Annotated in this window: 15 protein-coding genes; 3 read left to right on the top strand and 12 right to left on the bottom strand. The window is 36.6% G+C overall.

Annotated features, from left to right (window positions below; all coding sequences use genetic code 11):
• Positions 1-382: transposase family protein (locus HCUR_RS07715; protein WP_165780652.1), on the top strand; the 382-nt coding region annotated here is incomplete at its 5' end.
• Between the two features lie 1,545 nt (positions 383-1,927).
• On the opposite strand, the gene HCUR_RS02195 is transcribed toward HCUR_RS07715, so the two are convergent.
• The 4 genes from HCUR_RS02195 to HCUR_RS02180 form a co-directional block, all read right to left on the bottom strand.
• Positions 1,928-2,581: a hypothetical protein gene (locus HCUR_RS02195; protein ID WP_129591846.1), complete on the bottom strand. Its 654-nt coding sequence runs from the start codon at positions 2,579-2,581 to the stop codon at positions 1,928-1,930.
• Positions 2,582-2,683: 102 nt separating this feature from the next.
• On the bottom strand, positions 2,684-3,346 hold the full coding sequence (locus HCUR_RS02190; RefSeq protein ID WP_104206548.1) for a response regulator transcription factor: 663 nt from the start codon (positions 3,344-3,346) through the stop codon (positions 2,684-2,686).
• Positions 3,343-5,826, bottom strand: coding sequence for a DNA mismatch repair protein MutS (mutS, locus tag HCUR_RS02185; protein WP_207760871.1), 2,484 nt, complete (start codon positions 5,824-5,826; stop codon positions 3,343-3,345). Before mutS ends, HCUR_RS02190 begins: the two co-directional genes overlap by 4 nt.
• On the bottom strand, positions 5,826-6,911 hold the full coding sequence (locus HCUR_RS02180; RefSeq protein WP_104206546.1) for a hypothetical protein: 1,086 nt from the start codon (positions 6,909-6,911) through the stop codon (positions 5,826-5,828). The genes mutS and HCUR_RS02180 overlap by 1 nt, the downstream gene beginning before the upstream one ends.
• A gap of 160 nt (positions 6,912-7,071) precedes the next feature.
• On the opposite strand from HCUR_RS02180, the gene HCUR_RS02175 reads away from it, so the two are divergent.
• Both HCUR_RS02175 and HCUR_RS08290 read left to right on the top strand, forming a co-directional pair.
• The gene (locus HCUR_RS02175) at positions 7,072-7,989 is read left to right on the top strand and encodes a hypothetical protein (RefSeq protein ID WP_104206545.1); all 918 of its coding nucleotides are present in this window, start codon (positions 7,072-7,074) and stop codon (positions 7,987-7,989) included.
• 140 nt (positions 7,990-8,129) lie between these two features.
• Positions 8,130-8,303: a hypothetical protein gene (locus HCUR_RS08290; RefSeq protein WP_165780651.1), complete on the top strand. Its 174-nt coding sequence runs from the start codon at positions 8,130-8,132 to the stop codon at positions 8,301-8,303.
• A gap of 177 nt (positions 8,304-8,480) precedes the next feature.
• Here HCUR_RS08290 and HCUR_RS02170 read toward each other — a convergent pair whose 3' ends face one another.
• From HCUR_RS02170 to HCUR_RS02135, 8 genes are all read right to left on the bottom strand, one after another.
• On the bottom strand, positions 8,481-10,658 hold the full coding sequence (locus HCUR_RS02170; RefSeq protein WP_104206544.1) for a DNA translocase FtsK: 2,178 nt from the start codon (positions 10,656-10,658) through the stop codon (positions 8,481-8,483).
• A gap of 16 nt (positions 10,659-10,674) precedes the next feature.
• On the bottom strand, positions 10,675-10,965 hold the full coding sequence (gene rpmB, locus HCUR_RS02165) for a 50S ribosomal protein L28 (protein WP_104206543.1): 291 nt from the start codon (positions 10,963-10,965) through the stop codon (positions 10,675-10,677).
• A gap of 916 nt (positions 10,966-11,881) precedes the next feature.
• Complete coding sequence (locus HCUR_RS02160; protein WP_104206542.1) at positions 11,882-13,135, bottom strand: alkaline phosphatase family protein; 1,254 nt, start codon at positions 13,133-13,135, stop codon at positions 11,882-11,884.
• A gap of 241 nt (positions 13,136-13,376) precedes the next feature.
• Positions 13,377-14,936: a hypothetical protein gene (locus HCUR_RS02155; protein ID WP_104206541.1), complete on the bottom strand. Its 1,560-nt coding sequence runs from the start codon at positions 14,934-14,936 to the stop codon at positions 13,377-13,379.
• Positions 14,937-15,257: 321 nt separating this feature from the next.
• On the bottom strand, positions 15,258-16,118 hold the full coding sequence (locus HCUR_RS02150) for a hypothetical protein (protein ID WP_104206540.1): 861 nt from the start codon (positions 16,116-16,118) through the stop codon (positions 15,258-15,260).
• Positions 16,119-16,647: 529 nt separating this feature from the next.
• Positions 16,648-18,240: a hypothetical protein gene (locus HCUR_RS02145; RefSeq protein ID WP_207760870.1), complete on the bottom strand. Its 1,593-nt coding sequence runs from the start codon at positions 18,238-18,240 to the stop codon at positions 16,648-16,650.
• 1,036 nt (positions 18,241-19,276) lie between these two features.
• Complete coding sequence (lpxK, locus tag HCUR_RS02140; RefSeq protein ID WP_165780649.1) at positions 19,277-20,263, bottom strand: tetraacyldisaccharide 4'-kinase; 987 nt, start codon at positions 20,261-20,263, stop codon at positions 19,277-19,279.
• Between the two features lie 287 nt (positions 20,264-20,550).
• Positions 20,551-20,992, bottom strand: a 442-nt coding sequence (locus HCUR_RS02135; RefSeq protein ID WP_165780648.1) for a transposase family protein, incomplete at its 5' end; no start/stop codon positions are given.

The raw sequence follows: 20,992 nt of genomic DNA, 5'->3' as shown, positions 1-20,992 counted from the left end.
AAACACTCAAGGTGTAGTAACTCAAGAAGGTATATGCACGGCTTTTTCAAAGGGCAAACGTCATGATTTCAGGGGTTTTAAAGAATCAAAAACTCATATTCATCCTAAAATTAAGGGTATTACGGATACAGGATATCAAGGCTTGAAAACACTCCATAGTAGAACTGACATTCCAAAAAAGAAGGGTAAGAAAAATCCGCTAACGCAAGAAGAAAAAAGAAAAAATAGAAAACTTTCCAGTGAGCGGGTAATGAATGAAAATGGTATTGGGATGCTCAAACGCTTCAAGATCATCTCTGATACATACAGAAACAGACGTAACAGATTTGGACTGAGATTCACGCTCATTGCAGGGGTCTATACCATGGAATTAGAACAATGACAGTTTCCGAAGAGGTCTACTGAAAATAACGAAGCTAAACCATGAGAAGAGATCGCTAGGCCTATTGCTTTTGTCTATAGAAGACTTAAAAAATGAGCCTTTAGCGATAAAAACTTTACCTTTGGGGAGGCTTGTGAAAAAATCAATATTCAGAAACAATCAACGATATAGCACCTGAACATTTTGTATAAAATCCACGAGAGCAGTATAGAGAGAGGATTTGCAAAGACAAAAAGTGAGGGTAAGAGAAGTGAAACACTGGTTGGTAAAAAGCGTAGTATCGTAGTACATATTCCAAAAAAATTGTCCAAAAAAATTGGTAATATCGCTGGAATAAGTAATCCATTGCTCCTAGTGGGTTTAATGGTTCTTCCATTTTAGTCATTGCATAGAACAGTGTTGAATCATAGCGCTAAACCTCAGTCTGATTATGAATCATGCCTCATGCCTCAGTCTGATTATGAATCATGCCTCATGCCTCATTCCATAACGCCTAGAAGACAAAACCATTAGAATTGAATGGATTGGCTTCAGGCTAATCTTCTTACCGCTATATTGGCCCGATTTGAATTCCTTGATACATTTTAGGCTACTATTAAACGATACTCAATGTACAGAATGATATTAAAGCCTTACTAAATTACTCTAGTAAACTCAGTTCCAGTATGCTTATTATCTTTGAGAAAGTAGTTCTACGTTTGAATATTTTAGTCTACGTTTACACCCCAACCGTTCTCTAGCATGGTAATTTCTTTCTTACATTGATTACGCCATCTAATTACTGTATTGTTTTTACCTCAAATACTGCTGATGTTTCTTTTTGTGCTTTTTCTTTGCTTAGAGAATTGAGTGCTGTTTTTTTTAAATGGGTATTTTATGGACGTCTAGACATGAAGCTTCCCTTTTTATCCTGCCATAGTTGAGTACCTAATTCAAGATGATTTACAATCTCATCCTATGGTTTGTTTTTACTTACGTACTCAGTTACGATGTATTTGGCCTATTTAAGAACGATGCGCTTATGGTAGCATCTATAATAATGATTTCCACCGAAATACCTTAGGTACCAGAGATTGCTCTGTATAGAGTCCCCATTTTGAAGGACCCCCTAATTTTAAGGCGCATTTTTCTATGATGCTTCAACCATTAAAATCCACACAAGACCATGAATAAATTGCACAATGTCTTGATTTATACCACCAAAAAGTTCTTTAGGCCCCGTTAAATTAAGATCTTTCGCTCGAGACAGTCTGAAATATTTTCACGACGAGGGGCTTAAAGTGATGAATCATGAAATAAACCCATCCACACATGGCCATACCCTAAAAAGACTTATTAAAATAGATGCTCCACCATAATCTTTGCTTAAAACAAGGGATCATCACGCCTAAAATCTTCTAAATCATCGAAATTTAAACGAATTTTGCCTAAAAATACTAATATTTCGAAGCATGGATTCTAATTGCTTATTAAAACTTGCCAATTTAAACAAAATACCCGTTTTCCAAACAGACCCCTCTTGTATGCGATAATATTTTCTTATGACTAATTTTTTTTGCTAGAAGTGGAAGAACTTGTAATAAAACTTCCTAATTTTTTTATTGATTGCAAAGATTTAGACCTAAAAGATTCTTTTTTAGATCCGATTTTTCCAAGACTTTGGGTTCTTTGGGGAATGCTTTCAGTGATTTTTTCATGACTTTCAGAAATACTTTTTCTCTTCAGGGGATTTAAAAAAATATTTAGCGTATCTGTGCACCGACCTACATCAATGGGTGCACCTATTGCACAAAACTTTTCAGTATAGTGTGCAAATTGGGGTTTGAGTGTTACCAATGTGTCTTTTTCAAAATATTTTTCTAAATTCGAAACGCTTTCTTGTATTATTTGCAAAGATAATTCTTTTTGCCTTAATTCCATAAGAAATTTGATTAATGCATCAAGGGGAGGAGTGCGAAATATGAGGTCGTGAGAAAAATCTACTCCTATTTTATACGCTTTGACTATAGCTTCTACATCTTGGACCATATCTTTTACATTGGTCCATTTACTCTTCGAGGTCCATTTTTTATTTAATGTATTCAATAAATCTTGGGACATTTTTATGATTACTGTTTCTTGTTGTGCTCTCTCATTATCATTGTAGGCTTGAAGCATTCCACTGAAAAGAATAGTTCCTACCATCCATATATAATTCATTAAATATTGCGTTTTAATTTACTAGAAAATTTTACAGTAAATATATTAAAAATTTTATAATTCGGTATGAATATTAGAAATATTACATTTTTTTGATCTATATTACGTATGGAGTTTTAAAATATATCCTTGGTTTCGGATGGCGTGTAATATTCCACGGTGAGTATTAGACGGATCTAACTTTTTTCGTAAACGGCTTAAGGTCACGTCTAACACTCTAGGATTAGATGTAGCGCTAAAAAACCTTTCTACTAGTTCGTCTCTTTTGATCACTTTATTAGGGCGATGCGCCATGTATACTAACACTTTATTTTCTAATTCTGTAAGCGGAATAATATGTTGCTGCGCATCATACAGGACTTTTTGTTGAAGATTTAGCCAGACATTCCCCAACTGTAAAATACGTGCTGCAGGAATTAGGTTTCGTAAGCGAAGCAGCAATTCAGTGGGCTCGAAGGGTTTCATTATGTAATCCTTAGCACCTAAAGACAATCCTTTTACCCGCTCCTTTGGTCCCCCCATAGCACTTAAAAAAATAACTGGTGGTAGATCAAAAGATCGACGCTCCAAAAATGACCAACCGTCTTCTTCTGGTAACATAACATCTAAAATAATAGCATCAAATCGAAACGTACTTAAAGCCTGTTCTGCGTGGATGACTCGCGTTGCAGAAGAAACCCAATAGTGATACTGGTGTAAATAGCGTTTTATAAGATCTAACAATCGTAGATCATCATCTACCAATAAAATATGTGGTGCCATCATAATAATGTATTTTTCTTCAATAAAACACTCGACATGGGGGGATGCTCACGAAATTGTTGAAGTAATTCTTGTGCTCGAACCAAAAGGCGCTCTGGCATCCCAGCAAGGCGTGCTACATGAATTCCATAAGATTGATCCGTGATTCCCTCCACAACCTCATGAAAAAAAATAATTTGTTCATTCCACTCAGTAATTTTGAAGGTAAAAAACCGTACGCAGGGTAGATAGTTTAGTGCCGCCAGTTCATGATAATGGGTAGAAAATAATGTGCGACATTCAAGATTCTCCAGCATATACTCAACGCATGCCCAGGCTAAAGAAAGACCATCTTGGGTAGAAGTGCCGCGTCCTACCTCGTCTAAAATAACAAAACTTTTTTTTGTGGCTTGATTAAGGATGCAGGCCGTTTCCAACATTTCCACCATAAAAGTGGAATGTCCCCGAGCTAAATCATCGTTAGCCCCCACTCGAGTAAAAATACGATCTATACATCCTATTTTTGCAGATTTTGCCGGAACAAAGCTTCCCATATGCGCCATAAAAGCGATTAATGCATTTTGTCTTAAAAATGTACTTTTCCCCGCCATATTGGGTCCTGTCATGATCCATAAAGGATGCTCTGGAGTTAATTCGCAATGGTTTGCAATAAATTTTTTTTGATTTTCATGAAAAAAAACCCACTCAATGACGGGGTGTCGTCCTTGTTCTATCTGAAATACCGTGCTTTGATCTAAAAAAGGTCGTGTATAATGATGTTGATGGGCAAGCTCCGCCAGTGCCACAGAAACGTCTAAAATACCTAAAAATTCGCAGGCCTGCTTTAACGCTCCATGAAGTTCCCCAAGAGATTGAGTAAATTCTTGGATAATTTCTTCCTCCAAGGCTTGCGTTCTTTGTGTTGCTGCTTCTAACTGCGCTGCCATATCACAGAGTTCTCCTGTCGTGTAGCGTGCTGAAGTGGTAAGAGTTTGTTTTAGTGTAAACTCAAAGGGCATTTTTGATGTTGCCTGGGGTGGTATTTCTATATAATGTCCGATGATTTTATTGTATTTTATTTTTAACGCATTGATTCCTGTGATCTCAATATAGCGCCGTTGAAGACTGTCTAAAATCTCAACGGCATCTTGGTGTATGCGACGCAGGTTCTTGAGAGCGGGACTATATTGGGGATTAATCCATCCATCTTCTTGAGATCCGTTTTCTTGAAACGCTTGACATAGCGTGTGATGAAAGCTCTGATAGTGCGTTAAGTGAGGGATGAGCGGCCGTATTTCTAGAGGACAGCGCTCTAAAAAAGGTGAAAGATGAGGCAACATTCCCAGTCCTTGTCTCAGACTTAGCCATTCTTTAGGATGTCCTCTTCCATTGATGAGGCGCGTTACAATGCGCTCTAAGTCTGGAATATTTTTCAAAAGAGAATGAATACCAGTACGTTTTTCATCCTGATGTAAAAAATATTCAATACTATCCAAGCGTGTGTTGAGAATTTCTAAATCTTGAGTAGGGTGCTGAAGTCGGTACGTCAGCAAACGCGCTCCAAAAGCTGTGACAGTACGGTCCATCATACGAGCAAGTGTATGCGTACTGTGTCCAGAAAAGGTTTCAAAAATTTCTAAATTTTTACGGGTGAAGGGATCGAGACGTACCCAAAAATCTTGACGATGATGCTTAGGACGACTCAGTTTTAAAGCTTGACGTTTTTGCGTCAGTACCACATAATCTACCAAGCCTCCGGCAGCGCAAATTTCTCCCTGAGAAAATGATCCCAAGCCCTGAGTGGATTCTACTTGAAAGAATACACTTAAACGATGCTCGCAGCCCTCAATCTCAAAACGACTTTCGGGCAAAATAGTCAAGGTATGTTTCCAAGATTTTAATAAAAAAGGAACAGCATCACTTTTCCAAAGGGGTTCTGGGATCAAAATTTCTTTTGGATTTAACGCACACAACGCTTCCTCTAATTCAGATAAAGGATGAGATTGAATAAAAAAATCTCCGGTAGAGATGTCTACGTACGCAATAACATACGTAGGAGAAGATTTTTGAGGGTAATATCGCACCAGAGAGAGCAAAAAATTATTTTCTTTCGCCTCTAATAATGTATCTTCTGTTAAGGTGCCGGGCGTAATCACACGAACCACATCCCGATGTATCGGTCCTTTTGTTGGATGAGAGGCACGATCTTCTTCTTCAACGTCATCTAATTGTTCACAAAGCGCTACTTTGTATCCTGATTTCACTAATTTTGCGATATATCCATCACTGGCATGGACAGGAACACCGCACATGGGAACCGGTGTGGAAGAGTTTTTGTGTCGGGCGGTTAAGACGATTTGCAAAATTTGAGCAGCAATTTTCGCGTCTTCATCAAAAAGTTCATAAAATTCTCCCAAACGAAAAAATACTAAGCAGTCCGGATATTGAGCCTTAATTTTTCCATATTGCGCCATGATGGGCGTTTCTTTGATGGGACCTGTCATCATAGCGTCGTGTTAGGCGGACTATCATAGCCCTGTTGTCGGGCCAAAAATTCACAACAGACCGTAATTTTAGTTAAAGCATGACGAATGGCCTCGTCTCCAGAAAATCCCAAATCTTCTAGTTTTTGTCCCATTACTTCCAGTGCGTGTCGACTAGTCATTTGTTCTTGGGCCCACTTGTTTAAAATATGGTGTTGGCCTTTCATAAGTTCGGAAAGATCTTGAACTTTGGCACTAAAGGAAAGAAAACATTCCGTTAAATCTTGGCAACGTTGAAGTTGTGCTTTGTGGGTTAAGGAAAATCCGTCTAGACTTACAAAAATTCTGTTTAAGAGCGGTACCATTACATCCGGCGTAAAGGTTTCATCTAAACTTGCGCGTCGTGCTAAATCGGTACTGGACTTGTTGTTCAAACTATCTTGAACCCAACGCACAATTTGGTCGTACCATTGGCCTTGAAGCACCCGAAGCTGCATTAAAAAAAAATGAAGGAGCACAGACCCCCCAAGCCCCAGTAAAGAAGAACTAAATGCTAATCCCATTTTAGACAAAGCATCAGAAAGATGATCTCGAACGATCATCAAAAAATCACCTTTTCCCGAACCATCTGTAATACTGTGTTGAAACATATCTGCCATAACGATAATGGATTGAGATAAGCCCCAAAGCGTTCCTAAAAGACCCGCAAATACTAAAGTGCCTGCTAAAAATTGCCCAAATCTTAAGCGTTGTGCTAATCGCTTTTCGCATTGGGACAATGGAAGCTTGGCATCAATGTGCATACCACTTTGATACCATTGAAGGATAGGAAAGCTTAAGTAAAATGCTGGATTGGGAAAAATTCGCAACTTTTGGGGCTGATGCGCTTCTAAATATTTAAACTCCCCATACATTGAAAGCATTTCCGAGATCAGCGTCCCTAACCCTAGGAAGGTGATACCCAAAATTGTTCCATTGAGCCAAGGATTAATCATGACGATGGCTAAAAAAGACGGAAAATAGATTCCTACCAATACCGAAAGTATCAGAAAAACAATAAAAGGACGCAGAAGAAATAGTAAGAATCTTTGTGTCGTAGGCAGCATTGCAATCCTAATTATATTTTTCGTATTCTAGCACGTCTTGAGACAGGATGAAACGCTATTTTTAAAATTATCAAGAACATTGAAATTTGGCATTTTTTTAATAAAAATCACTTATTATTGTGAATGAAAAATACTTTCTTTTAGAAAAATGAACATTATAATGAATAACAAAAATAAGAGTACATTTTTATTTTTTTTACTTCTAGGATATGCTTGTAATTCATATTCGGGTACGAATCTTCCAGATCAACATTCTGTTATCCAGAAAACAGTGAATTTTAAAGGAAAAGATGGTAGAAGTATTGTATTTTCTCCCAAGACAAAAGAAACGCTAAATGATGAATTAGAGTTTGACTCTCAATTATACATCGATCTTGTCCGAAAAAGTAAAAATGCTCCTAAATCGCTCGCTTTATTTTCATCGTACTCCTTTAATAATGGAACGTATGTGCAACTTTCAGATTTTAACCATACCGGCTGTGTAGAGCGGGCTTTGGGTCTGACACCGGATGAGACTTACACAATACTTCAAAATTTATCTAAAGAAATGCAAGAAAGTTTTGCAGAGCTCCAAATGAGTAAATTTTCTCAGGAAGCCAAAAATTTGGTAGGAATACTTTCTGGATCCAACGATTTCTTTACTCAACAGTGTTTAGATCCATTTGAAGCCCTTGCATCAATTTCTCAAACAAAAGATGCTCAAGAAGGCAAAAAGAATTTTGTAACCAGAGCGCTGTCTGGAAATAATACCATGTGTCCTGCAAATATTGATAGATTTTTACAAGCTGTTGCGGATAAACAATCCATTAATATTCAAATTTTTAAACCTGGTGGTAAAGCCTCGGAGCTGATTGAAGAGAAAACGTTTTCCAGTAATGCTAAAAATCCTACTTTATATTTAATTAAAACGCCTCGGTCGGGACAGGCTGACCAATATAATATTCTCGTTAAAAATATCCGAACTGTGAGTAGGGCCATTTTAACAGACCTCTTTGAGTCTTTAAGTGACAATGAAGTTGATGATGCTCTTCTAAAGCAGATCAAATCACAAAAAACAAACTTTCCTAAGAAAAAATAAATATTTTTGGATACTGTAAATTTTAGATGTTCAAAATGATGTTACTTTTCTGTACCTGCCCAAAGAAGCGCGTATTAAATTAATATTTTTTTCATACTTCTGGGGTATTCTTTAAGAAAGATCTAAACAAAGGTAAAATAATGAGATTTCATTTAAACCTAAGATGGATTCTGTGGACTCTGGGTATTGTTAGTGTGGGATTAGTGTCTGCGTACGCATTACATTATGCCAGCACAGATATTACTCGGGGAAGTTTAATGGATTCCTACGGATTCTCTAATACATTTTCTTTGGATGCAGGCAACCTTTGGTAAAGAAAAAACTATCAAACCTTCTGATAGTTTAGTAAAAAAGAGGTGTGCGTGTTAAATGAACTCAGTTGTATGTCTTCACCAACAGAATAGAAAAATATACTGAAAAATTTAGCTCAATAGCTTAAAGGACTGCATAGCATGAGAAAAAGTTTAATTTGCAGGATAAAGAGTATGAAATTATCCAACAAGAATTTCCCGTTTTCCTGAATGGTTAGGTGCGGAAATAATGCCTTCTTTTTCCATCTGTTCAATAATACGGGCAGCTCGATTGTATCCAATTTGTAGTTGACGTTGAATGTAACTGGTGGATACTTTTCGGTCTTGATATACAATTGCCACAGCTTTTTGATATAATGCATCATGTTGAGAAGACTGACTATAGTCTATCTTTCCGTCTTCTTCCTGGATTTCCATGTTGATATACTCCGGAACACCTCTTGTTTTTAAAAAATTCACTACTTTTTCAATCTCTTCATCACTGACAAAAGGACCATGAACCCGCATGACACGGCCTGCAGAGGCCATGTACAGCATGTCGCCTTGCCCTAATAAGCTTTCTGCACCTTGTTCACCCAAAATAGTCCGACTATCAATTTTAGAACTGACCTGAAAGCTAACGCGTGTGGGAAAATTTGCTTTGATAGTACCGGTAATAACATCCACCGAAGGACGTTGGGTGGCCATAATAAGATGAATGCCTGCTGCGCGGGCCATTTGGGCCAATCGCTGAATTAATACTTCTAGTTCTTTGCCTGCCACCAACATGAGGTCTGCCATCTCATCTACAACGATTACAATGTAGGGTAAAAACTCCGTTTCAAAGACCTGTTGCTGAAAACACGGACGATTTTCGGTATCAAAGCCTAACTGTACTTCTCGCATCAGGGGTTGATTTTCTTTTTTCGCTTCTTGAACTTTTTGATTGTACCCTAAAATATTCCGTACTCCCAATTGAGACATTTTTCGATATCGTAATTCCATTTCCTGTACCGCCCATTTTAACGCCTCTAAGGCTTTTTTATAATCCGTAATAACTGGAGCGATTAAATGGGGAATCTCATCATAAACCGTAAGATCAATGATCTTAGGGTCAATAAGTAACAATTTACATTGTTTAGGAGATAAACGATACAAAAGGGATAAGATCATACTACTGATTCCTACAGACTTTCCAGATCCTGTGGTACCCGCTACTAATAGATGAGGCATGCGCGCCAAATCTACAATGACAGGTTGACCAGCAATATCTTGTCCTAAGGCTAATCCGAGCTGTCCTGGAAACTCTGTGTATAAGGGGCTATTTAATAAATCGTGGAGATAGACCATATTGCGGTGTACATTGGACAATTCTATGCCTACAAGATTTTTTCCAGGAATTAATGCGATGCGAGCGGAAAGCGCACTCATGGAACGGGCAATATCATCGGACAAACTGATAATACGAGCGGATTTCACTCCAGGGGCTGGCTCTAAATCGTATAACGTGACCACAGGGCCAGGACGTGCGTTCACCACGTTTCCTTTAATGCCAAATTCTTCCAGTACTGTTTGTAGACGATCAATAGCGCCTTGAGTAATTTCTGTTCTAACAGAAACCTTTTCTGGATTTTTTGCTAAAAACTCTAAAGGAGGAAGTACAGTATCGGGATTATTTAGATAGACCTCACTTTTTTTTCTCTCCTCTTCTTTAACGTTTACAGGAGAATGAAGGAAATTAGTGCTGGATCTTTTTTGAATATTCACAGGGAATTCAGACTGGAAATTTTTTTGAATTGAATCCTTAGAATGGTCCGCAGTAGAGTTCTCTTTCTTAATTGCTCTATGACAAAAAGAAAAAATTTCCGTAAATTTTCTGAACAAAGAAAAAGTTGGTAAAAGACTCCCAATACACAAAACACTATACCCAAACAATCCTAAACAGATCCATAAGGATACGGCCCCTTCTTTAATCCAAGCGCCCAAACCAGGGGGGTAAATTCCCCAAGAAGCATTTATTTTTTTTGAGCATACAGCGAAGAAAAAAGAAGCCAAAATACTTAATAAAACTCCCCATCGTATCCAAACCCAGAACGATTTTCGAAGAGCTATACTGATAAAAGTACCAAATCCTGAAAAAACCCAAACCCAGGCGCCTAACCCGAACCACTGAAAAAAAAAATCCGCTACATAAGCACCCCAAGTTCCCATCAAATTGTCAGGAACTCCCCGAACACACACATTCCAACTGGGGTCATGAGGAGTATAAGATAAAAAGCTTACTAATAAAAAAAAACTAATAGATAAAATTAATAAAGATAAAGCGTCTATTATTCCTTCTACAATAGTAGTAAAAAAACTCTTATTTCTCCAAAACATTACAAAAACAAAACGTTCACAGATCGGGAGTAATTTTCCTCATGAGCGCACGCTTTAACGGATGCAACGCCTCATTGAGACGACGCTTAGTACGTTTTTGAAGATAGGAATCTAACCCTCCGTACTTATCTAAAGTACGAAGACCCCGAGCAGAAACTATAAATGAAACTGTTTTTCCTAAAATTTTGCTTTTTAAACGCACTTTTCGTGCATTAGGTAAGAAAAAATGGTTTGTTTTATTATTGGCATGACTCACCAAGTTCCCTCGAAGTGCTTTTTTACCTGTAATAACACAGCACCTTGACATTTTTACTAACTCAAAAAAAATTTAACTTTATGATACTACATATTCTTTCTTTATACAAGGGCTTTAATAGGTCGAAACACGACCTAGATAAAATACTTATACAACAAGAAGTTTTAAGAGGTGTCGCCATTTAAAAGGATAGATATTACAATGGAAGCGTTGCAGAATACTATAAAATTTAAACAAAAATCAATAAATCAAATTCAGAGTAATTAGTACAGAAAGAAATACAAAGTCTAAAGACCATGGTAAGGAAGACGTATAAAAGCGGAAATGTGGGTGGCCAAAACAGCTTTGACCTAAAGTGTTTTATCTAATGATATATAAAAAGGTTTATGGCATGAACTAAATCTGGGATCTGGCAGAGAATACTGAATACTTTGGCGCTAAGATAAGGATAATAATTGACTCTACACTCATAAACACTTCTTTGGGCGCTTTAAAAAATAGAAGTTAGTCTAGAAGAAGGGCAAGCAAAAAGCATTGAGTAGTATGCTGAATGTCATTTGCTTTGAACTTTAATTAAGTATTTTTTTCCGTCAGAAATCAGATAGTATCAAAGCTTTAGGTTCCAGAAAAGAACGCGTTATGTCAAAATTAATGATTTACAAATGATAGAATGAAAAATTATAATATAGATCAATAAAAGTGGAGCCTGAAAGAATAATGCTCCATGGCTTATTAAAAGAACACCTTATTTGCTCTCTTTGGGAACATAGAAGGTAGGACTTAGATTGGGAACAAACAAATCATAATGGGGTTTTTATGAGCCGTAACATTTGCCATCAACCATATTTTCAGGTCATGATAAGCTAGGCTCAAGGTAATAGAAAGCAGAGTTAATGCGGTCTGTTTTATTTTTTTAAAATAAGAGCGAAGATGTTCCGCTCTTACATTCAGTATGAAAGTTACTGACTTACATCTTTGTTTTTTTGGAGATTACTAGATCTTCCATTTGCTTTTGAATCAAGTTGTCATGATTTAAAGGAAATGTTTCAAATATGTCATCTATTTTCTTCTTAATCATCGAACGTTTCTTCTTTAAAACTTGATGCTGAGACGGAACTCTCTCATTAAGTGTTAAACTTCTTAAATTATTGTAACACTTCAAAATTACATCACTAGAATATTTTTCAAAATTCACTAAATCATATTTTGGGTAATTGAAATACTTTATTAGATTTTCCGAAATCCTGACATTGTTTTCTACTAATACTTTGCAAATCTTAGCTCTACAAAACTCTATAGTAAAATTCTGCTCTTCGTTCTTATCTTTTAGCTTTTCTTTCACACCACGAATGGCGGAAGAGACACTAACAGGCTTGTAAATCCTCTTCATAATGAGATTTAAAATATCGGTATCTGAAAAATATGACTCCTTCTTAAGCGCTTTTATTTTAGATTTTATTTGAAAAGTACGCTTTAGGGATTTGTTTAGGGAGTGTTTTGCTTCCTTAATCCAATCATTTCCTGGAAGCATTAGTCCCATCAAAGATAGTTGAGCGTTTTGCAGATGTTCCTTAATTGCCCATTTTCTATAACTATAATTATACTGTGCTCCAATAGCTTTAAATTTTTGAAACCAATTAGAAAAATCAGTTTCAGGAAATGTTTTCTTCACGGCGGTTTCACGCTTATCGAAATACTCTTTAAATATATCACGATCCGTAGTTATGTCGTCAAAACAATTTTCATCTCGGTATTCTATCAACTTCCAAAGCCTCTCACTAGGAACAATGTTATCTTTGATGTTTCTTTTGTTTTGTGCTTCACTTGTAGGGGCTGGTTTACCTCCTAATATTCTTGGTTCTAATCTAAAAATCCTTGTAGCAATACCAGAGGCTGTTTCCAGGGACACTTGATTTTGGTTAAATCCGTTATATCCAAGGCGCATAACTTGAGCCATAGTCTCGATTATATCTCCAAGTTCCGGGTATTCGTTCTCAAAATACTCCTCCTCCTTATAATTGTCATGATCTAGCGGTACGTTAACCCTTCCATAAGGGCGAAGTAAATTTAGAAGATCATGGCTAACTTCACGCAAAAAATCTTGTCTTTCTTGTGAAAGCGAGAGAAACCACGCTGACTGCTCATAGGAGGCATTGGCGTTATGTTTTATAAAAGTTGTTCCTGCGATCAATAAAAAGATTAAACATTTATTACCAAACATTTTTTCAAAAATTACCCAAATTCATTCTATTTAAAAAAAAACTAATGTCAAGATGGGCAATGAAAAAGTGGGTGTATAAAGAATTGTATCTAAATTTTAGCAGATTTATCCTACTTGAAAATATTATGAATCGTGGCATTTTCCATAAACCACAAGGAAATACTAAGCAGAGTTAATGCGTTCTGTTTTATTTTTTTAAAATAAGAGCGAAGATGTTCCGCTCTTACCTTTAGTAGGGGAATTACTGATCTAACTCTTTATTCTTTTGAGGAATTACTGGATCTTCAATTTGCTGCTTGTCAATTAAGCAGTCAAACTTCTCACCCCACCGATTAAATAAGTCACTTATTGTTTGCTTATTAGCCGAACGGCGTTCTTGTAAAAATTGATCTTGATACTGGCCTTTCCCTAAGAGTGCTAGATTGCATAAGGATTCGTAACAAGTTAAGATTTGGTCCTTGGTGTACTTATTGAACTCACGCTTGTTTTGAAAATTAGGATACTTAGCACAATCAAAATCCTCAATTATTTTCTGGGGAAGGTGAATATGTTTATCTTTTAATGCCTTGCATACTGCAGATGCCCAAATAAAATATCTAGGTTTTTTTTTGTCCCCGTTCTCGTCTTTTGAAGAATTCACTAAACACTGCAACGCACGAATCGCAGAGCGGCCGTTATTAAATTCATGGTGACAAATAGGCTTCATCTGTTGTCGCACGATGCGCGTGTCTGAAACCTCTGTTTGAGTCCGAAATTTCCTTTTCAGAACAGAGATTTCCCGTTTGCTCAAAGGTGTAACCCTGAAAAACTTTTCTGTATGGTATCTCAATTTATCTTCCAAACCATTATCTGGAATCATTAGGTTAACTAAAGCAATTATAGTGTCCTTAAGCTGCGAAATAACCATAGATTTACTGAAAAGATACCAACTCTCTTCCCTAAGAAAGCTAAGCTCAGCTATAGTACTCTTAGAATCAACCTCAGGAAATAGCTTACACACCATTTCCACTAAAGATTCACACTCAGATTTCAAAGTTGTAGGGTTTCCGGTGTAATGTACTAGTGTAAAAGACTCATGAGCTGACTGTCGCACCTCCATCAAGTTCCAAATTATGTCTCCCAAATCATAGTATTTTGCTTGGAGCTTAAATTGGTGATGGTAAAGTTGTGCTCTTTCTTCTTCAGAACTTTCATCTGAGTCTAGTTTTTGGTAAGATTTTTTAGATTTCTTGTTATGTCTTGGATCCAATTGAAAATGTCTTAAAATATTTTTCAACGTTTTTTCTGACACCGGTTCTTGTTTAGTTAATCGGGTTAAATCTCCCAAGGTCATGACTCTTGCCATTAGGCAAACAATAATTCTAGCTCCAGGATGTTCATCCTCAGACGTGTTGTTGTTATAGACGTTATTGTCATACGGATTGCTGCTAGAGTTGGGTGAAAATGGAGCGTCTTCTTCTTGTGAAAACTGATTACTGAAATCATCAAAATTGCTGCTAGAGTTGGGTGAAGATGGAGCGTCTTCTTCTTGTGAAAACTGATTACTGAAATCATCAGGATTGCTAAGATCTACGACAGAATCTACGACAGAATCTACGAAAGGCGCTAGCTCAACAAGTTCCTCCCATCCAGGAGGGGTAAGATAATCTACTAGCGTTTCTTCGAGCGTACGTAAAGCATTTTGTTTTTCTTTTGAAAGTGAACGAAACCATTGTGAATCCTTATAAGAGGCATTGGCGTTATGTTTTATAAAAGTTGTTCCTGCGATCAATAAAAAGATTAAGCACTTATTACTAAACATTTTTTCAAAAATTTTATTTTACCCAAATTCATTCTATTTAAAAAAAAATTAATGTCAAGATGGGCAATGAAAAAGTGGGTGTATAAAGAATTGTATCTAAATTTTAGCAGATCTATCCTACTTGAAAATATTATGAATCGTGGCATTTTCCATAAACCACAAGGAAATACTAAGCAGAGTTAATGCGTTCTATATTACTTTTCAAAGTAAGAACGGAGACGTTCCGCTCTTACATTCAGCATGGGAATTAGTGATCTAACTCTTTATTTTTTTGAAAATTACTGGATCTTCAATTGGCGTGTCAATGAAGTTATAATTTTTTTAACCAAATGTTTCAAATATGTTATTGAGTCTCGTTTTAATCATTGAACGTATCTTGTTTGAAATTTTATTTTCTGAAGGTAAGCTCTCACTAAACACCAGACTTTTCAAATCCGTGTAACATTTCAAAAATAGGTCATCCGAATATTTTTCAAAATTCATTTTTTCTAAATCATATTTTCGATAATCAAAATCCTTCATTACTCCAACAGGAATTCTGAATTCTTTTACCACTGCTTTGCAAACCACAGCATTAAAAAGCTTTAATTGCTCTTTTACAGAAATTTTAAAATCTTTTTCTACCAGTTGTGTATGTGCTTCCAAAGCACGAATGTCCGAACAAAAACTATGAGATCTATACATATTCTTTAGATTACTGCTTAAAATTGTGGGGTCCTTAAAAGACGAGCCATCCCAAAACTTTTTATTCAGCTCAGAAAGTTCTTCTTTTTCAACATTAGTGCGTCTGAGAGGATTTTTTAGGAAGTGTTCCGCGTTTTTAGTCCAATCATTCTCTGGAAGCATTACTCTCGTCAAGGATATTTGAGCTCTCTTCACGCGTTGAATAATGGACCAATTTCTATGAAAATAATTACAATTTCCTTTAATAGTCTTAAACTCTTCAAAATAATCAAGCAAATTAACCTCAGGAAATTGTTCATTCATAGCTTCTGCATACTGCTTCAAAACAATTTCATAGTCATTGTGTCTGCCAAGTCTGAACCAGAAAGACTCTTTATCGCTAATAGAAAACCCCTCTATTTTTTGTAATCTAAAAATTTTTTCAGCAAAGCCAGCCACTCTTTCGGCTGAAACTGGGATCTGTTGTTCTTGGTGTAACGCTTTATATCCAAAACACATGGCTTCGCCTATGATTTCTATTATTTCTCTAGATACTGGGTCTTCGTGCTCAGAAGAAGAACAAGCATAACTATTTCGTCTAACTACTTTCTGAGTAAAGAAGGGGATTTGGATTCTAGCACTTGAACACTTTCCAAAAGAGAATCAGGGCACATAATATTAAGAAGATCACCGTTGAATTTACGCAAAAAATTTTACTTTTCTGGTGGCAGTAAGAGAAACCATGCTGAATGCTCATAAAATACATGAGCACTACGTTCTACGAATAGTAATCCCGCAGAAAGTAAAAAGCTTAAGTATCGATGGAATATTTTTTCAAAATTATAATTTCTTTCTGTAGGATATCCTAGTGGTAAAAAAAAATAACGTCAAGAGGTACGGTGAAAAAATGGATTTATAAAGAATTATATCTAAATTTCAGCAGATCTATCCTGGTTGAAAGTTTATGAATCGTGGTATTTGACGCGTTTTATTTTATCTTTTCAAGGGAAGAGCGAAGAGGTTCCGCCCTTACATCCAGTATGGGTAATTACTGGTCTAACTCTTTATTCTTTTGAGGGATCACTTCTTCAATTTGCTGCTTGTCAAACTGCTCACCCTGCTCACCCCACCGATTAAATAGATCACTTATTATCTTCTCATTCTCCAAACGTCGTTTTTGTAAAAATTGCTTTTGACGCAGTATCTCCCCTGTGAATACTAGATTGCATAAGGATTCGTAACAGGCTAAGATTTGGTCATCAGTGTACTTATCGAACTCACGCTTGCTTGGAGGATACTTCGTACGATCAAAATACTCAATTACTCCATGGGGAAGGTGAAGCTTTTTATTTTTTAATGCCTTGCATATTACAAGTGCCCAAGTAAAATATCTAGGTTTTTCCTCGTCTTCTTTCCCCTCTTTTGGATAATTTACTAAACACTCCAACGCACGAATCGCAGAGCGGTCATTATTAAATTTATGGTAAGCAATAGGCTGCATGTTTTTCCGCAAGATGTGCGTGTCTGAAAAGCGTTTTCTAGTCTGAAATTTTCTCTCCATAACAGCAGTTTCCCGTTTGCTCAAAGGTGAATCCCTGAAAAACTTTTCTGTATGGTATCTCAATTTATCTTCCAAACCATTATCTGGAATCATTAGGTTAACTAAAGCAATTATAGCGTCCTTAAGCTGCGAAAGAACCATAAATTCATCGCAAAGATACCAATTCTTTTCTCTATAGAATTCAAGCTTATTTTGAATATCAGGCAAAACAACTTGAGGAAATAGCTTAGATACCCTCTTTAATCCGCGAGATAGTTTAGCGTCATCGTTGAAGCGACAGTCTGCTATAAGATACCCACGATTTTCGTTTCGCTCCGATATGAGATCCCAAAGCATGTCTCCAAAATCATCGTATTCTTTTTGAAGCTTCGAGTCGTGGTAGAGATATTGTGCGCTTTCTTCCCCAGAACTTTCATCTGAGTCTAGTTTTTGGTAAGATTTTTTAGATCGCTTGTTATGTCTTGGATCCAATTGAAACTGTCTTAAAATATTTTTCACCGTTTTTTCTGACACCGGTTCTTGTTTAGTTACTCGGGTTACATCTCCCAAGGTCATGACTCTTGCCATGAGAGCAACAATACTTCTAGCTTCAGGGTATTCATCCTCAGACGTATTGCTAGAGCTGGATGAAGATGGAGCGCCTTCTTCTTGTGAAAACTGATTACTGGAATCATCAGAATCATCAGAATTGATAGAATTTACGGGATTTAGCGGAATAGGTTTGCACCATTCAGGAGGGGTAAGATAATTTACTAGCTTTTTTTCGAGCCTAAGTAAATCATTTTGTCTTTTTTCTGAAAGTGAGCGAAACCATTGTGAATCCTTATAGGACGCATGGGCGTTATGTTCTGCAAAAACTGTTCCCACGAAAAACAAAAGAGTTAAGTATTTTTTTTTAAACATTAGTCTTAAAAATTTAATTTTTTCCTGAGCAATCCTACTCGTAAAAAAAATTAATGTCAAGAGAAAACTGTGGGGTTTAGGCATAAAAAACAGGAGCGTTTTCACTGAAAAATAGCCCGATCTAAGTTTTTCTAAACAGCTTAAAAAAGAATATTGCTCTATGATCCAATGTAACACATGTATCGGTGCAAAAATTGTAAAGAATAGTACAATGAAAAGAATTGAGTCCGGGAAATGTAAGGTATTAGAGCCATTTTGTTGAACGACATATGCAAAAAACTATGTACTATACTAGAAAAAGCTTCTTTTATTGTGCTGTATAGTCCTGGAAAAGTGACGAAGACACGCATCTTCCGATTAGGGGGGCAATCAAATCAAGCCAAGATTATATCAAGTGCCTAAGCATCTAATTTGGACAGCTGCTAAGAAAAAGCTGGCATTCTTGAAATAGTTCTCAGTAATTCTTTCTCCAAAGATTCAAAAAAGTATTTTCAAAGAAATACTTCAAGTTATATTTTCTTTGAATGGTTCTTTTTTTTGGGAGATGATATAACATGTCAATTCTAGACTTTTCTATCGTCTTGCTTTAGCCTCAGTTTATTTTTTCTGGGTAAGATTAAGATTTGAAACATAAGATTAATACAGTAAACTATGCCCTGCATGTTCTATTGCTTGATGAAAGACTGCATCGTTCATATTGAAACCACTGTGAGAGCGCAGTGGAGGGCATCCTTTATGCAGGGCTATTCTGTAAATACCCTAGAGTAAACAATGAGTTTTTCTAATAGTCTCTCCCACTATGCCGACTATAGCAATCGTCTTTTTTTTAACAGTATAACCCGTGCCTAAGAGCCTTTTTTTAAAATAAGCCGTACTTCTTTTTACAACTGGTTAACTTCTTAATTTTGGGGTAAAAAAAATACTGTCTTACTTTTAACCGCGCCGCTTTCTAAGGTCAGCATCAGTGTATTTTTTCCCAGCCTATTGAAGAGTCTCCATCTCTATTGGGATAGCCTGTTTATTAGTTTTGGATTCAAGAGTTCTGGACCAGCGTAATAATATTGGAAAGACTTATACTAAAATGTCTTGTACCCTGTGCAAGACTGCCGTTGGGTCTACTGATTAATTCTTTGCGGTGAAAATGGAGGAAATATATCATTCTATTAAGCCCTGAAATGCTGTCTCAAAACATACGCGTTTTACGGGGTACGTGCTATGTATTATATTGTTTTAACATTTCAGATATAATTTTTTGAAGCTCCAGACTCAATACAATGGATTGTAAAACTTGGTGCGTTAATGTCTGCATACAGGAGGATAGTTTAACATAATCTTTGCGAGAAGTAATCAATACGGCCTGATGATTTTGTGCTACCTGTTGCAAGTATACTTCATCTTTGGACGTATAAAAGTAATGATCGGGAAATGTAACCTGTGCTTTAAGGGTTAGTCCACAATAATGTAGCGTATTCCAAAATCGTTCCGGATTTCCTAGGCCACAAAATCCTACCACTGGTGTATTTTTAGGGAGGGAACATGAGGCCCTACACTCTACGGGAAAACAGGAACTTGTCCAGAACGAAAGCGTTTCAGGGAGCTCCACAGGCACTTGGGGAGATAAACAAATTATTCCGTGAGCTCGTTTAATACCTCCGGATAATGATTCTCGCAAAGGACCAGCGGGAAAAACCCAGGTGTTTCCGAAGTATTGCTGAGTATTCGTTACGATAAAAGCTAAATCTTTGTGCACTTTTGGATATTGGTGACCGTCATCCCAAATGATAAGGGTGTTTTCATTGGATATTAGTGTATGATGCAAGTATTGGGCACCTTGAAGAATATTTTTAGCTATAAAAACAGGAAAGTGTTGGGCCATCATCCATGCCTCTTCCCCTACAGAATGGGGTGTATCTTTTTCGCTCACCCACATTGGTCCTGGGGATTGTCCTTTATAGCCTCGGGTTAACATGATGCATTTATATCCTAAGCTAGTCAACCACTGAGCCAGTGCTAGAGAGCAGGATGTTTTACCCGCACCTCCTAGTGTCAGTCCTCCGACACTAATGACAGGAAATTTCATGCGAAAAGGTACACTAGGAGTACGCTTCCATTCATATAAACACTGCGCTGCTTGATATAAAATGCTTAATCCTTTTAAGATTTTTGGAGGGTTCTTATCCCAAAATTTTGGAATCCGCAATCCAGTTATTTTGAAATTGAATGGTTTTTACCTTCTGTTGTGAATTTATTTATATATCAATCAAAATTTACTTAGTATTTTTATCATTAGGGGGTATTTTACACTTCAAGTAATGAAATTTTACGCAAAGTTTTTTCATTTTCAGCACACTATTCTCAATTATGAAGGATATTGGTTTAATGCACAAGAAGTGAAAAAATATTTCGATTCGTGCCTCAGAAACAAACATTAGTGCAATTATGGTATTGAGATTCTTAATATTTTAGAATAGACCCCTTCGGAAACTCTCATTTTTTTAATTCCATGGTATAGACCCCTGCAATGAGCGTGAATCTCAGCCTAAATCTGTTACGCCTGTTTCTGTATGTATCAGAGATGATCTTGAAGCGTTTGAGCATCCCAATACCATTTTCATTTATTACCCGCTCACTGGAAAGTTCTCTATTTTTCTTTTTTTCTTTTTGCGTTAGCGGATTTTTCTTACCCTTCTTTTTTGGAATCTCAGTTTTACTATGGAGTGTTTTCAAGCCGTGATATCCTGTATCCGTAATACCCTTAATTTTAGGATGAATATGAGTTTTTGATTCCTTAAAACCCCTGAAATCATGACGCTTGCCCTTTGAAAAAGCCGTGCATATACCTTCTTGAGTTACTACACCTTGAGTGTTTAAGGGGTGTCTTTTCTTTGTCTTTTTTGGGCGCTCTATTGGGGGTTCTGTTGCATCTATG

Origin of the sequence: Holospora curviuscula (assembly GCF_002930195.1) — a bacterium.
Classification (GTDB): domain Bacteria; phylum Pseudomonadota; class Alphaproteobacteria; order Holosporales; family Holosporaceae; genus Holospora; species Holospora curviuscula.
This window is presented reverse-complemented; position numbering and strand designations above follow the sequence as displayed.